We start from the raw sequence: 14,948 nt of genomic DNA on the forward strand, positions 1-14,948 counted from the left end.
TCGTTTGTCGAACCGGTTCGACGATGAGGTGGCGGCTCCCTCTCTTCGTCTCGCTGTCTCGCCGTCCGTACCGAGGTGAAAGTGGTGGTGGAGAAGCAGGCGACCGTGGCGGTAATCCGCTCGTACCGCCGCATTCGGCGAACCGGTTCAACGATGTGGCACGACTTTGGCTCACCGCTCGCCCGCCGTCAAGTGCTCGCCATCCGGGCGATACCGGATCGTAACCACGATCGGCTGTGAGGCGGACCAGCCCGCTAGGCCGACAGGTATTTGTCGTTCCGTCCGAGCCCCATCGGCTGGTAGACCTTGGTCGCCAGGACGATCCGGTCCCGGCGGCCGCCCTGGGAGAGCCAGCGGCCGATGATCTCCTCGGAGAGGCCGTACCCCTGGTCCATGTCCGGCCTCTGGGGGCCGCCGTAGACGTCGGCGGTGTCGAAGAAGTTGATGCCCGCCTCCACCGCGGCGTCCATGATCTGGAAGGCGGTGGGTTCGTCGGTCGCGTCGCCGAAGTTCATCGTGCCCAGGGCGAGCCGGCTGACGCGCAGCCCGCTGCGGCCCAGGTGCTCGTAGTCCATGTCGATCCTCTTCAGGGTGCTTGGCGGGTGGCGGCCGGCGTCGCGGTGTAGTCGGCGTCGGTGACGTGCTCCAGCCAGGCGGTGTCGTCGCCTTCCCACAGGGCCAGGTGGGTCATGAAGTGGCCGGGGGCGGCGCCGTGCCAGTGCTCCTCGCCCGGCGGGGTCCAGATGACGTCGCCCGGATGGGCCTCGATCAGCCGGCCGCCGCGGGACTGGATCAGCGCGACGCCTTCGACGATGAACAGCGTCTGGCCGAGGCCGTGGGAGTGCCAGGCGGTTCGGGCGCCGGGCGCGAACCTGACCATGTTCGCGCGGGATCGGGACGGGTCCTCGCCGCGGTGGATGACGTCGAACCAGACGTCCCCGGTGAACCATTCGGCTGGTCCCTTGGTGGTCGGTGGCTGCTTCAGCAGTTCCATGGTCGTTCCTTCTCGTGGTCGGTGATCTCTTGCGAAGGGATGGGGGCCGTCAGGGGCGCAGCAGGGTCTTGACGGCGCGGCGTTCATCCATCGCCCGGTAGCCGTCGGCGGCGTCCTCCAGCGGGAGTTCGAGGTCGAAGACCTTGCCGGGGTCGATCGCGCGGTTCCAGATCAGGCCGATGAGCTCGGGCAGGAAGCGGCGTACCGGGGCCGGGCCGCCGTGCAGGTGCACGCCGGAGAAGAACAGCTCCTCGCCTGGCAGCTCGACGTCGTGGGAGACGCCGACGTAGCCGACGTGGCCGCCGGGCCGGGTGGAGCGGATGGCCTGCATCATCGACTCCTGGGTGCCGACGGCCTCGATGACCGAGTGCGCGCCGAGCCCGCCGGTCAGCTCCTTGAGCCGGGTGACGCCCTGGTCGCCGCGTTCGGTGACGATGTCGGTGGCGCCGTACTCGACGGCGAGCTTCTGCCGGTCGGCGTGGCGGCTGAAGACGACGATGCGCTCGGCGCCGAGCCGCCCGGCGGCCAGGACGCCGAGCAGCCCCACCGCGCCGTCGCCCACGACGGCGACCGTCTTGCCAGGGCCGGCCTCGGCGGCGACCGCGGCGAACCAGCCGGTGCCCAGCACGTCGGAGGCGGCCAGCAGGCTCGGGACGAGGTCGGCGTCCGGCATGGCGGGGGTGGCGACCAGGGTGCCGTCGGCCAGCGGGATGCGGGCGTACTGGGCCTGGGTGCCGATCGCGCCGATCGGTTCGGCGTGCACGCAGCGGGACTGGTAGCCGGCCCGGCAGATCTCGCAGGTGTTGTCGGAGGCGAAGAACGACCCGACCACGAAGTCCCCGACCTTGATCGTTTCGACCTGGTCGCCGGTCTGCTCGACGACGCCGACGTACTCGTGTCCCATCGGCACCGGCTCGTCTGACTTGTCCACGCCCCGGTAGGGCCACAGGTCAGAGCCGCAGACGCACGTCGCGGTGATGCGGATGACCGCGTCGGTGGGCTGGACGATCCGCGGGTCGGGACGGTCCTCGACGCGCACGTCGCGCGGTCCGTGCAGAACTGCTCCACGCATGAGTGGTGTCTCCTTCGAGTGTTGGGTGACGGCGGCGGATCAGCGGACTCCGTCGAGCGTCGAAGGCCCGACGCCCAAGGTGCTTCGCCGGCCGGTGGCCAGATGTCGCGGCCGAACCGGCGCCGGCAGCGTCCCGCACGGTTCCCCAGCAGAGGAGGCATTTCCCCCGATAGGTGAGGCATGAACAGGCGAGAGGAACTCTTTCCCGGCATTTAGCCCGGCGTCCGCACGACGTGCTCACCGCGTCGGCGCGGCGGCGAGCTCGGGTTCGGCGGCCGGGGACGGCCGCGCCGTCCGGGCGCGATGCCGGGGGCTGAGAGCGGCGCAGGCCGCCAGCGCGAGCGCGATCGAGACGACGGTGACGATCCCGAGCGGCAGCATGCCGTCCGCCCCGGCCAGGCCGACGAAGGGAGCGGCGACACCGCCGAAGGCGAAGCGGGCCATGCCAAGGAGCGAGGAGGCGGTGCCCGCCATATGCGGGTATCCGGCCAGGGCCAGCGTGGTGGCGGGCGGGGTGGTGGCGGCCACGCCGCTGACCATGATCAGCAGCGAGACGATCACCACGGCCAGCGGCAGCGTCCACAGCCCGGCGGCCAGCAGGCCGAGCGTGCCGAGCGCGCACATGGCCAGGCCCACGGCCAGGGTGCCGCGCACGCTCCACCGCTCGCTGCTACGCCCGGCCAGGTAACCGAAGACCATGAACCCGGCCGAGTTCAGCCCGAAGGCGAGCGCGTACTGCTGCGGCGACAGGCCGTAGACGCCCTGCAGGACGTAGGTGGCCCCGGCCAGGTAGGCGAACAGGGCGGCGTTGACGAACCCCTGCAGCAGCACCGCGCCGGTGAAGACGCGGTCGGCCAGCAGGGTGCGGAAGTCGCGGCCGGTTCGGGCGAACCCACCCGTCGTACGGCTCGTCTGGGGCAGCGTCTCGCGGTAGCCGAAGGCGATGAGCACCAGGATGAGCGCGCCGATCACCGCCAGGAGCGTGAACAGTCCGCGCCAGTCGGTGACACGGGCCAGATGGCCGCCCACCAGCGGTCCCACGATGGCGGCCAGGCCGCCGAGCACGGTCATGCGGCCGTAGTAGCGGATGAGCTTCCCGCCGGAGTAGAGGTCACGTCCCGCCGCCTGCGCGATCACGATTCCGGCGCCGCCGGCGAGCCCCTGGACCAGCCGCGCGATGATGAGCGTCTCGATGCTCGGGCTGAGGGCGCACAGCAACGAGGTCGCGACGTAGGCGGCCAAGCCGACGTACAGAGGCCGGGCGCGGCCGAACCGGTCCGACAGCGGCCCTGCGACGAGCTGCCCCAACGCCAGCCCGATGAGGCAAGCGGTGACGGTCAGTTGCGCCATCGACGTCGCCGCGTTCAGCTCGTCCGTCAACGCGGGCAGAACCGGCAGGTACAGATCCATCGAGATGGGACCGAACACGGTCAACAGGAGCAACAGCGTGGGCAACAGCCGGGAGACCGGCTGCGACGTGGATGGAGATTGATTGAGCACTACTCCAGTCAAAGGGCCCCGGCGGCAGGGCGGGAGTCTCTGTCAAGGGGTGTACCGACAGGGCATCCCAGACCTTCCAGACGGCCTCTACGCTGGGATTATGGATAACCGCCGCGAAGTCCGCGAGTTTCTCACCTCGCGCCGGGCCAAGGTCACGCCAGAGCAGGCCGGCATCCCGGGCGGCGCCAACCGGCGGGTGCCCGGCTTGCGCCGCACCGAGGTCGCCATTCTCGCCGGGGTCAGCGTCGAGTATTACGCCAAGCTCGAACGCGGCCAGATCGCCGGCGCGTCCGCGTCCGTCCTGGAGGCGATCGCCCGGGCGCTGCACCTGGACGACACCGAGCGCGCCCACCTGTTCGACCTGGCCCGCGCCGCCGACGGCATCCCCGCCTCCGGCCGCCCGCGCCGCCGCGCCACCCGCCAGAGCGCCTCCCGCCCCAGCCTGCACTGGGCGCTGGAGGCCATCACCGACGGCGTCGCGTTCGTCCGCAACCCCCGCCAGGACCTGCTGGCGGCCAACGCCCTCGGCCGCCGCTTCTATGCGCCCGTCATCGGCGACGGCGGACGCACTCCCAACCTGGCCCGCTTCCAGTTCCTCGACCCGTCCTCCCGCGACTTCTACCCCGACTGGGACCTGTTCGCCGAGATGTGCGTGGCGGTCATGCGGGCGGAAGCCGGCCGCGACCCGCATGACCGCGCCCTGCAGGACCTGGTCGGCGAGCTCTCCACTCGCAGCGACACGTTCCGCACGCTCTGGGCCGCACACGACGTCCGCATCCACGGAACGGGCACGAAGCGTTCAACCATCCCGAGGTGGGCGAACTCGTCCTCGCCTACGAGGAACTCGCCATCACCGCCGAACCCGGACTCGTGCTCATCATCTACACCGCCGAACCCGGCTCCCCCTCCGCCGAACGCCTGCGCCTGCTCGCATCCCTGGCCGCCGAGCAGCCGACGAACGCCGGCGACGACGTCGCCGGCGCCCATCCGGGATCGCGCTGAACCCCCGCCCGCCTGACGATCTCCTCGATGTTCCACCGTGCGCCCTGCCCTGACGTTCGGCCGCCCTCCTCCTTGGGCGGTTCTTCGAATGGGGCCGGGGTGGCAGGCCGACCAGGGGCGAGCCGGCGGGCGGCCCGCCCCTGGTCGGCGGGTCAGCGTTCGGTGAGGCGGATGAAGGTGACGGAGTTGGCGGGGAAGTCGTAGGTGAAGGCGTTGGAGAAGCCGTTCAGGTGGCGTTCAACCGGTTTGATCCTGGTCGGTTCGGTGAGGGAGTTGGCGTCGCCCGGAGCGCCGGCCATCGAGGTCACCGTGGCGGACGGGCGAAGGCGGGGACCCCTCAGGGTGACGGTGCTGCGCACGCCGGTCGCCTGAGCGTTGACGACCTTGAGCGTGACGTTGTCGCCGTCTCGCGAGACGACTTGGTAGAGCGGCTCCACGACGGCATTGTCGGCGAACTCGTTGATCTTCTGGCCGTCGAGCCAGGTGGTGATCCTGCGTCCGTTCACCTGGATCTTGATCTGGTAGTCGCGGCCGGTCTCGATGGTGGTCGGGGAGGAGGCGATCTCCGACCTGCCGCCGCCGATGCCCTTCTCGACGGCGGACCGAGTGTTGTTCCAGCCGCCGAGGTTCCACCAGTAATAGGTGTCGCCCACGCCGAACATGACCAGGAATCCCTCGGCGCCGCCGGTCTTGCGGGCCTTGACCTCCATCGTGTAGTTCGACCAGTCAGGTGAGCCGGCGGTGGATCGGGCGTCGGTGACGTCGGCGGTCTGGACGTAGGCGCCGTCCTGCACGGCCCATGCTCCCTGGCCTGGAGTCCACTTCTCGCCCTCGCCGGAGAAGTCGTCCGAGAACAGTGTCGTGCCGTCGGCGGCGGTGACCTTGACGTCGTCGTAGCGGACCTGGGTGCTCCACGAGCCGAGCCCGATGCCGCCCGTGATGTCGGCCGGGGGCTTGGTCGCGCTCTCGAACGTGCTGGGCTGGATCCGGTCGCCGAGGTTCGTGGAGAACAACTTCTGCACGTAGTAGTTCGCCGATCCGAAGACCTGGTCGTTGTCGTACCAGATGAGGTCGGGGAACCAGTTCACGTAGTCCACGTTGGCCAGCAGCGGCGCGTACGACGCCAGCTCCACCACGTCGGAGTTGCGCTCCAACCCGGTCATGTACGACGCCTCCGCCAGGGCGTTGCCGAACGTGTTGCCCTGCGAGGCGTACTCGCCGGCGAACACCTTCGGCCCGTTGCGGTCGTAGGAGTCGTAGCGGTGGTTGTTGGTCAGGAACCAGCCGGGGCTGCTGTAGTAGTGCTCGTCGACCAGGTCGGCCTTCTGGTCGCGGGCGAATTGCCACATTTTGTCGAACCAGGCGCCCTGTGGGGCTTGCCCCGAGTTGCTGATGATCTTAATGGCGGGGTACTTGGCCCTGACCGCGTCGGCGAACTTGGGATAGTTCGTGAAGAACTCGGAGTAGATCTCCTCGTTCCCGAGGCCGATGTAGTCCAGGCCGAACGGCTTCGGGTGCCCGAGCGCGGCCCGCTTGGCGCCCCACTCGGAGGTGACCGGGCCGTTGGCGAACTCGATCAGGTCGAGCGTGTCCTGGACCCACCGGGCCAGCTTGGCCTCGTCGGTCAGCGGCTGGTTCACGTTGCAGCCGTTGACGCCCACCGACAGCACGGGCAGCGGCTCGGCGCCGATGTCCTCGGCGAACTGGAAGTACTCGTAGTAGCCGATGCCGTACGACTGGTTGTAGCCCCAGAAGTTGAAGTTCGTCGGCCGCTCCTCGACCGGGCCGATCGTCTCCTTCCACTGGTAGATGCGCCGCCGGTCCTGCTTGTCGGAGTAGGGGGCGTAGGTGCCGACGTTGGTCACGCAGCCGCCGGGGAAACGCAGGAAGCCCGGCTTCAACTCCGCGATGGCCTTGGCCAGGTCGGCGCGCATGCCGTGCCCCTTGAAGGTGTCATGCGGGAACAGCGAGACCATGTCCAGATCGGTGCGCCCGCTCGGCGCCTGGACGATCAGGCGACCGGCGTCGGTCGTCGCCGCCGCGGTGAACCACGCTTCGTACTTGGCCCAGCCGCCCGCCTTGACCTGCAGGGCCGCCGTGCCGAGGACCGCGGTGCCGTCCTCGACGGTCACCGTCAGCGTCCCCGCCTCGGTGCGCCTGGCCCAGAACGACAGGTCGTAGCGGGCGCCCCTCTTCAAGGCCAGGCCGCGGTTGAACCCGGCGTTGCTCGCCCCGGCCGTGCCGTCTCCCGTGACGTCGAGACGCAGGTAGTTGCGGTTGTTGGCGTTCAGCGGCTGGTCGCCGGTGACCGCGAGGGAGGCGCTCGCGCCGCGTTCCGCCTTGCTCCACGCGGTCAGGCCCGTGTAGGAGGCGTGGTCCTGGTCGTTGAACTCGAACGAGCGGTTCTGGACCAGCTCGGCGTACAGGCCCCCGTCGGCGGCGTGGTTGATGTCCTCGTAGAAGACCCCGTACAGGTTGGGACTGACTTCGGTGCCCTTGGCCTTGGTGTCCACGGTGAGCGCGCCGGACGTGTAGCCCTCGATCGTGAATTTCGTGATCGCCGGGCCGGTGACGAGAGCGCCGTCGCTGACGGAGACGCTCTTGCCGCTGGAGGAGAGCTTGACCTTGCCGCCACCGGCGTCCTTGAGCTGGAAGACCGAGGGGTTCGCGCCCAGCCGCACCTTGTCGCCGGCCTCCAGGTATTTCCCGGACGCGACGTCCTTGAGCGCCAGTCCGCCGTCGCGCGGCTCGGCGGTCATGACAAGGCCGGTCATCGGCGCCCTGTCCGAGGCCCGCACCACGCCCGACTTGCTGACCGACAGGTAGGGCGCGTCGACCGCCTTCAGCGTGAACTGCCCCTGCGGGCTCACCGGCCGTCCCTCGGCGGCCTTGACGGCGAAGTAGTCGAAGTCCGCGCGGATGGGCGTCCCGTTCTGGGCGGACAGGCCGTAGAGGCCGACCTGCTTGATGTCCATCTTCGCGGTGGACCTGCTTGCTTCGATCCACACCGAGCCGTCCCAGTAGGAGGCGACGAACTCGTCGCCGGTCCTGGCCAGCCTGAGGATCTCGCCGGTGGATCCCGGACGGGTCTTGAAGCCGCCGGTGTAGCTCGCGCCGACCTCCGTCCCCGTCTCGATCACGGTGCCGCCGGAGAAGCTGACGTGGGCCAGCCCGGTTCGTACGTAGTTGTCCCAGTCCTGCCAGGCGACCAGGCCCGCGTTCTGGTAGTCCAGCGCGACGGGCGCGCTGAGCTTGGTGATCACCTCGAAGTCGCCGGCCGGAACGTCGACGAGGAAGACGTTCTTGGCGCTGTTGCCGCCCCCGTACGTGTCACCGGGGGAGGTGTCCAGATGGAGCGCGCCCCCTGACAGCGACCAGCGGGAGTCGTCGGGAGACAGGACGCTCCACTCCTGCCCCAGTCTGTCGCCGTCGAACTGGTCGACGGCTGCTCCTTGAGGGATGGGATCCGCTGAGGCGGACGCGGGCGGTGGTGCCGCGAGGAGGGTGGCGACGAGCGTGACCGATAACGCGATGCGTTTCATGGTGAAGGCTCCTAAGGAATGTTAGCGCTAACAAACCGGATCCGTGAATGGCTGTGTCGTGCGGTAGGAAGGGGAGCTTCCTGGTCGAGGGCCGTGCGGGAACCGGATGCATCCTTCGACGAAGAGCGTGGTCTCCGGGGCGTCGACAACCAGAGGTGCGCGCACCAGCGCCGCGACGCCCACGTGGCGTACCGGCCGAGGTGCCTTCAGCGACGGCTGTACAGCCGCCCGCGACGGGCGAAGGCGATCCAGATCCCGGAAGCGATCACCACCGCGACGGCGATGATTCCGATCGTGAACGGAGTGCCGTCCGCGTCCTCGCGGTCGGCCAGAGCCCCGGCGCCCGTCGCGCGCGGCGCGGGCGAAGTCGCCGCCACGGGGGTGGCGGCCAGGTCCGCCGCCTTCACCTTCGTCGTCGCGCGCGCCTTGGCCGGCTTGGTCGCGGTCACCGTGACCTTCCAGGTGCCGCTCGGCAGCGGCTCGGGGGAGGTGTAGAGGTTCTGGCCCTCGGAGGAGGACCGGAGCTGGACGGGGCCGAAGGAGCGGCCGCCGGAGGAGGTCGCCGTCAGTGTCGCCTCGACGACGTCGGTGACGGGATGCCCGTCCTCCTTCCAGGTGACCAGCACGTTGACGTTGTGGCCGCCGTCCCCGGTCACCTCCAGTTTGATCGGTCCGCGATGGGCGGATGCCGCGGGTGCGGTGAGCAGGAGGGCGAGCCCGGCCAGCAGGACGGTCACGGCGTATCGCAGTGCGTTGTTCACGGGGTGTGGTTCCCTTCGGGGGTCGTCGCCGGACGATTCCGGCGCGAGCGCGTGCCGGCGTCCGATGAAGGCGGTCCCGGCCGGCCGGGATGAAGACCGCGTCGTGGAGCGGGAGGGGGTGAGTGCCCTCGCCTGGCGAGGGCGCTCACCGTCTGTCGGCGACGTGCCGGAGCGGCGCTTTATGGCGGCGTCCGGCACGCCGGTCTCGCTCGCCGTCAGGCCGGCGTGCCGCCGTGCCGGACGATCAGGGCGTCGGCGTCCCGGAGGAGGACGGCCCGGACCTGCTCGTCCGAGACGCCCTTCTTGCCGCTGACGGCGTCCTTGAACTTCCGGATCTCCTTGATGATCTTGTCATCCTTCTTGCCCTTGTCCTCGGCGTCGCGCACGGTGGCGAGGTTCGTCTGCAACCGGTGCGCCTCCCTGTCCGTCAGCTTGCCGTCCTTCTCGAAACGGTCGATCAGGGCGGCGATGTCCCGCGTCGAGGTCTCGACGGAGAACGTCACGGATTGCTCGGTCTGGCTGCCCGCGTTGCTGACCGCGGTGACCTTGACCGTGTGCGTGCCCAGGGCCAGCCCGTACAGCGGCTGGAGCGTCCCGGACTCGAACGGCTTGCCGTCGAGCGTGCCGCTCACCGACCTCACGCCGGAGGCGGTGTCGACGACCTGCCAGGCGATCTGCAGGTCCTGGCTGTCGCCGTACTTCTCGCCGTCCGCCACGCCCGAGATCACCACGGCGGGCGCCTTGGTGTCGATCTGGAACGCGGCGGCCTTGACGTCCTCGGCGTTCCCGGCCTTGTCGGACGAGCGGTACTTGAGCTCGTGCCTGCCCTCACCCGAGACGGTGACCGGCTCGGTGTACGGCGTCCAGTCGCCGCCGTCCACCGCATACTCGGTCTTCTCCACCCCGGCCGTGGCGTCGGTGGCGGTGAGCATCACCGGCACGGCGGCGTCGTGCCACCCGCTGTCGTTCGGCGAGGCGAACTCCGCCTTGGTCATCGGCGCGGTCGCGTCCGCCTTGACCGTGAGGGTCTTGGCGTCCTCGACGTTGCCCGCCTTGTCCGCCGAGCGGTAGGCCAGAGTGTGCGACCCGTCACCGGAGACGACGACAGGAGCGGTGTAGGCGGCCCAGTCGCCGCCGTCGAGCTGGTACTCGGTCTTGGCGACCCCGCTGCCGTCCGCCTCGTCGGCGGCCGACAGCGTGACCGAGACAGGACCGGTGTACCAGCCGCTCTGCGGCGCGGCCGGGTCGGTGGCCGCGGTCGTCGTGGGCGCCGTCTTGTCGTCGGCGCCCCCGCCACTCTTGACCAGATGGAAGTGGTCGAACTTCGCCGTCGCCGACGCGGTCTGGCTGTTGCCGCCGAAGGCGAACACGCCCACCTTCGCCCGGCTCGCCACGGCGCCGTTCTTCACCGTGGCGCCGATCTCGGTCCAGTCCGTGCCGTTCGCGGAGTAGTACCCGTGGAAGGTGTCGCCCTCCTTCTTCAGCCGCAGCCACCACACGCCGGAGCCGTGCTGGTCGACCTGCGGCTGCGGGTCCTGAACGGCTCCGCCGACCTCGCTGCGCAGCTCGATCCTCGTCGCCGTCGCGCCGTCGGCCACGTAGTCGACCTTGACGTAGTCGTCGTCACCGCCGTAGACCACCAGGCCGCCCTGGTGGTAGGCCTGGTTGAACGCCGATCCGTCGAGCTTGGTCTCCAGCGTCCAGTCGCCCTCGGGCGCGTTCTGCAGGACGAAGTTCTTCGGGCCGCTGTTGTCGGACCCGTAGATGTCTCCCTTCGAGGTGTCGATCTCCAGCTTGCCGCCGGTCACCCGCATCCCGGTGGCGTCGGGACGGACGACCGCGTTCCAGCGGCAGGAGTCGAGCGCGCCGCCGTCGAACTCGTCGTCCGGCGCCGCGCCGGTGGCCGTGTCGTCCGGCGTGATCTGGAACCAGTCGAAGGACGCGTCCACCACCGGGTGGCCGCCGGTCCCGGACAGGGCGAGCAGGCCGATCCTCGGGTTGGTGATGCCGGCGAGCTTCTTCGTCTCCGGCATCGCGGTGAAGGTGACGCCGTCCGCCGAGTAGGAGGCGTTCAGGTTGGTGCCGTCGGTGACGAGGCGCACGTACACGGTGTCGGGGAAGGCGTCGCCGAGGTTGGCCGTGTTGCTCGCGTTCACCTCGTTCGGGGCGCCGTTCTCCTCCCGGATGTACTGGAAGATGCGACCGGCGCGGTCGCTGGTGCCCCGGCCCTCCAGCACGATCTTCGCGTAGTTGTCGTCGTCGCCGTACAGGACCAGGCCGGCCTGCTCGTAGGCGTCGAGGGCCTTCAGCGTGACCTTGGCGGTGGCCGTCCACGCTCCCTGGGGCGCCGGTTGCACGACGATGTTCGTCGCGTCGCCGCCGGTGCCGTAGATGTCGGTGCTCGACGTCGGGATCACGAGGTTGCCGCCGGCGACCTTGAGGTCCTGGTTCTCGCGGATGACCGACCACCGTTGACGGTCGAGCTGGTCGCCGGTGAAGCCGTCCGAACGGCCGGTGAGGCAGACGGTGGTCGCCGAGTCCACCTTGATGGGGATCTGGGCGGTGGCGGAGGCGCCCTTGTCGTCGGTCGCGGTCACCACGGCCGTGTAGGAGCCCGGTGCGCTGTAGGTGTAGCTCGCCTCAGCCGTGGCAGGCTGAGGCGAGCCGTCCGCGCCGAAGTTCCACTTGTAGGTGATCGAGCCGCCTTCGGGGTCGGTGGCCGTCGCCTTGAAGTCGACCTTCAGCGGGGCGGTGCCCGTCGTCGGGGTCGCCGTCGCGGTCACGGTCGGACGCTGGTTGTCGGTCGCGCCCTTGCCGACGAAGTCGACCCAGTTGAAGTTGGCCAGGTAGGCGTCGTTGGCCGCGCTCGCCGGCTTGCGCACGACGAAGTAGAGCGGCCCGCTCTCGGACGGCGGACTGGTCAGGTCGAGCGTGACGTCGGTGAACGTCTGCCAGCCGCCGGTGGGCGTCACCTCGGCCGAGCCCACCAGGGTCCCGGTCCCGGGGTTGCCCGCCCGCACCTGTACGGTCCCGCCCGCGCCGCCCGAGGCGATCCGGAACCGGATCCCGGTGACGTTCGACAGGTTCACCGGGTCGAACGACCACCAGTCACCGTCCTGGACGAACCCGATGTTGAGGTTGCCGCCCTGCGGGTCGGTCGTGGTCTCCGTCTGGACGCCGGCGGCGTCGGTGCCCTTGCCGTCGGCCACCCGGCCGGTCTGCGCGAAGTGCTCGGCCTGCTTGCGCTTGGGCTCCAGGATGACCTGGCCGCGGCCGGTCAGCGGCTTGGCGTCGCCGGCGCCCTTGTCGGCGTAGCTGGCCTCGATCACGTAGAAGAGGTTGTCGGTCTCGCCGTGGCCACTCTGCGAGGTCTGCAGGGTGCCTTCACAGCCCTTGAGCTGGTCGAGCGGGTGGCCATGGCTGTCGTGGCCGAGGATCGCCTGGATCTGGACCTTGTCGCAGTCGATCGCGCCGTCCTCGGCGTCGGTGACGGTGACCTTGAACTTCACCTGGTCGCCGAACTCGAAGAAGGAGCCGTTCGGCGGCACGTCGACGGTCACGACGGGACGGGTGTTGCCCGCGGTGATCGTCACGCTCGCCGTGCCGGTCTTGCCGTCGGAGTTCGTGACGGTCAGGACGACGCCGTACTCGCCTGCCTTGTCGTAGGTGAAGGTGGGGTTGGGGTCGGTGGAGTCGGTGTCGCCGTCGCCGTCGAGGTCCCAGGCGTAGGTGATCGCCTTGTCGTCCGGGTCGCGGCTGCCCTCGCTGGAGAACTTCACGGTCAGCGGCAGCGGCCCGTCGGTCTTGTCCGCCGTGACGCGGGCGATCGGCGGGCGGTTGCCCTTGATGTACTCGATGCGGTAAATGCCGGAGTCGGCGTTGTCACCGCCGAAGCCGGAACCCCACTCGATCATGTACAGCGCGCCGTCGGGGCCGAACTTCATGTCCATCGGCTTCTTGAACTTCAGCGAGCCGAGGATGCGGTTCATCTCGACGAGCTTGGTGCCGTTCTCATCGAGCTGGAACGACCACACGTTGTCGTTGTTCCACTCGCCGAAGACGGCCTTGCCGTCCCAGTAGGCCGGCCACTTCACGTCCGACTGCAGGTTCGGGTCGAAGCGGTAGACCGGGCCGCCCATCGGCGCGCCGCCGCTCAGCTCCGGGAAGTTCTGCGGGTCGGCCCCGTAGTGGTACCAGATCGTCGCCGGGATGACCGGGGGGAGGTTGGTCAGGCCGTCGTTGTTGGGCGAGTCGTTGACCGGCGCGGCGCAGTTGAACGGCGACCCCGACTTCTTGGTGGCGAAGTCGTAGTCGACGTACGGGGTGTTGTTGCCGACGCAGTACGGCCAGCCGTAGTTGCCCGGCTTGGCGACCAGGTTCCACTCGACCGTGTTCTCCGGGCCCCGCGTGGCGCTCGCCGTGTTGGCGTCGGGGCCGTACTCGCCGAGCATGATGCCGCCCGTCTTCGGGTCGAGCCCCATGCGGAACGGGTTGCGGAAGCCCATGCCGTAGATCTCCGGCTTGGTCTTCGCGGTACCCGGCTGGAACAGGTTGCCGGACGGAACGGTGTAGGTGCCGTCAGCCTCGGGGTGGATGCGCAGCAGCTTGCCGCTCAGGCTGTTGGTGTTGGCCGAGGTGCGCTGGGAGTCCCAGTTGGTGCGGCCGGACTGCTCGTCGAGCGGCGCGTAGCCGTCGGAGGCGAACGGGTTGGTGTTGTCGCCGGTGGCCAGCCACAGGTTGCCGGTCTTGGGGTCCATCACCATGCCGCCGCCGTGGTGGCAGCACTCGGCCCGCTGCACCGGGACGTCGAGGAGCTTCTTCTCGCTCGTCAGGTCCAGGCTGTCACCGTTGACGGTGAACCTGCTCAGCCGGTCGACGTTCTCGCCGCTGGGGGAGTAGTAGAGGTACGCCCAGTGGTTGGTGTCGAAGCCGGGGTCGAGCGCCAGGCCGAGCAGGCCGCTCTCGTTGGCGGTGAAGACGTTCAGCTTCCCGGCGGTGACCGTGCCGCCCGTGGGCTTGATGATCTTCACTTCGCCGAGCCGGTCGATGTAGAAGGCCCGGCCGTCCCTGGCGACGTCCACCATCATCGGGTTGGAGGTGCTGTCGTCGAGCGTGACCTTCTCGAAGCTGGAGCTCTGCGAGGCCGAGCAGTCGGCCTTGATCGCGCCGGCGGCGGTCTGGATGCCGCCGAGAAGCAGCTTCAGGAAGTTCGGCTCGGTGTAGTTCTCCTTGAGGTGGCCGAGCCCCGTGTACCACGAACGGCCGCCGTCGAAGTCCTGGCACCACGTGTTCGGGTGGTCGGCGCCCATCGTGCCGCCGGTGTAGGACTTCTCCTCCAGCGAGGTCAGCACATGGACCGTGTTGCGCGGGTTGGCCTGGTAGTCGTACCACTCGTCGGTACGGGTCCAGGTGGTCGGCAGGTCCTTGGTCGACGGGTGGGCCGGGTCCTCGACCTTGACCGTGGCCTGCTGGATCGCCGGGTGCTGCTTGAAGTACGCCCCGACGAGCTTGCCGTACCAGGCCCAGTTGTACCCGCTGTCGGCGGCGGCGTGGACGCCCACGAACCCGCCGCCCTTCTGGATATAGCGCTGGAAGGCGTCCTTCTGCTCCTGCGTGCCCAGCGGGTCGCCGGTCGTGGACATGAAGACCACGGCCTGGTACTGCGCCAGGTTCTCATCGGTGAACTGGGCGCCGTCCTCGGTCGTGTCGACCGCGAAGTTGTTGTCCTGGCCGAGCTTCTGCACCGCGGCGATGCCCTCGGGGATCGCGTCGTGCCGGAAGCCGGTCGTCTTCGAGAAGACCAGCACCTTGAAGTCAGGCGCCGCGGCGGCTTCCGTGGCGGCCGACGACGCGGTGACCGTGGCGCTCGCCGGTGCGGCTGAGAAGGTGATGAAGGGAGCGACGAGAGCAAGAGCCGTCGCCGCCGCGATGCGACGTCGCGGACGACGTCGGTCCTGTGGCGGGGCCGCGTGGAGCAGCCTGGCCCACGTTCGATGACGTGGTGACATGGAAACCCTTCCTGACCGGGGGGACGTCAGGCAAGGCGCGCGCCGCCGCGCTTGTTGCCACTTGGTTTT

The 14,948-nt window shown here is 69.4% G+C and carries 7 protein-coding genes and 1 pseudogene; 1 reads left to right on the forward strand and 7 read right to left on the reverse strand.

From position 1 onward, the window contains the following. Positions 1-254: 254 nt before the first annotated feature. From AB0J76_RS11955 to AB0J76_RS11970, 4 genes are all read right to left on the reverse strand, one after another. Positions 255-575, reverse strand: a complete 321-nt coding sequence (locus tag AB0J76_RS11955) for an aldo/keto reductase (protein WP_352321217.1) — start codon at positions 573-575, stop codon at positions 255-257. An 11-nt stretch (positions 576-586) separates the two neighbouring features. After that, the gene (locus AB0J76_RS11960; protein ID WP_352321216.1) at positions 587-994 is read right to left on the reverse strand and encodes a cupin domain-containing protein; all 408 of its coding nucleotides are present in this window, start codon (positions 992-994) and stop codon (positions 587-589) included. Positions 995-1,043: 49 nt separating this feature from the next. Beyond that, on the reverse strand, positions 1,044-2,066 hold the full coding sequence (locus AB0J76_RS11965; protein ID WP_352321215.1) for a zinc-dependent alcohol dehydrogenase family protein: 1,023 nt from the start codon (positions 2,064-2,066) through the stop codon (positions 1,044-1,046). 237 nt (positions 2,067-2,303) lie between these two features. Next, entirely contained in the window at positions 2,304-3,566 is a 1,263-nt protein-coding gene (locus AB0J76_RS11970) for a multidrug effflux MFS transporter (RefSeq protein ID WP_352321213.1), read from the reverse strand. 100 nt (positions 3,567-3,666) lie between these two features. Here AB0J76_RS11970 and AB0J76_RS11975 point away from each other — a divergent pair. Further along, positions 3,667-4,568, forward strand: a pseudogene (locus tag AB0J76_RS11975) (helix-turn-helix transcriptional regulator). 152 nt (positions 4,569-4,720) lie between these two features. Here the strand turns inward: AB0J76_RS11975 and AB0J76_RS11980 are convergent. From AB0J76_RS11980 to AB0J76_RS11990, 3 genes are all read right to left on the reverse strand, one after another. Then, positions 4,721-8,110, reverse strand: coding sequence for an alpha-L-arabinofuranosidase C-terminal domain-containing protein (locus AB0J76_RS11980; protein ID WP_352321211.1), 3,390 nt, complete (start codon positions 8,108-8,110; stop codon positions 4,721-4,723). 206 nt (positions 8,111-8,316) lie between these two features. Beyond that, entirely contained in the window at positions 8,317-8,871 is a 555-nt protein-coding gene (locus AB0J76_RS11985) for a hypothetical protein (protein ID WP_364389386.1), read from the reverse strand. 215 nt (positions 8,872-9,086) lie between these two features. Then, the gene (locus AB0J76_RS11990; protein WP_364389388.1) at positions 9,087-14,879 is read right to left on the reverse strand and encodes a ThuA domain-containing protein; all 5,793 of its coding nucleotides are present in this window, start codon (positions 14,877-14,879) and stop codon (positions 9,087-9,089) included. Positions 14,880-14,948: the final 69 nt, after the last annotated feature.

This window comes from Nonomuraea sp. NPDC049624, from assembly GCF_040675255.1.
Lineage (GTDB): Bacteria > Actinomycetota > Actinomycetes > Streptosporangiales > Streptosporangiaceae > Nonomuraea.

What these genes read in the sequence shown, in the direction of transcription:
- AB0J76_RS11960 (WP_352321216.1), bottom strand. Translation starts at nt 994, where the DNA reads ATGGAACTGCTGAAGCAGCCACCGACCACCAAGGGACCAGCCGAATGG.
- AB0J76_RS11980 (WP_352321211.1), bottom strand. Translation starts at nt 8,110, where the DNA reads ATGAAACGCATCGCGTTATCGGTCACGCTCGTCGCCACCCTCCTCGCG.
- AB0J76_RS11965 (WP_352321215.1), bottom strand. Translation starts at nt 2,066, where the DNA reads ATGCGTGGAGCAGTTCTGCACGGACCGCGCGACGTGCGCGTCGAGGAC.
- AB0J76_RS11990 (WP_364389388.1), bottom strand. Translation starts at nt 14,879, where the DNA reads ATGTCACCACGTCATCGAACGTGGGCCAGGCTGCTCCACGCGGCCCCG.
- AB0J76_RS11955 (WP_352321217.1), bottom strand. Translation starts at nt 575, where the DNA reads ATGGACTACGAGCACCTGGGCCGCAGCGGGCTGCGCGTCAGCCGGCTC.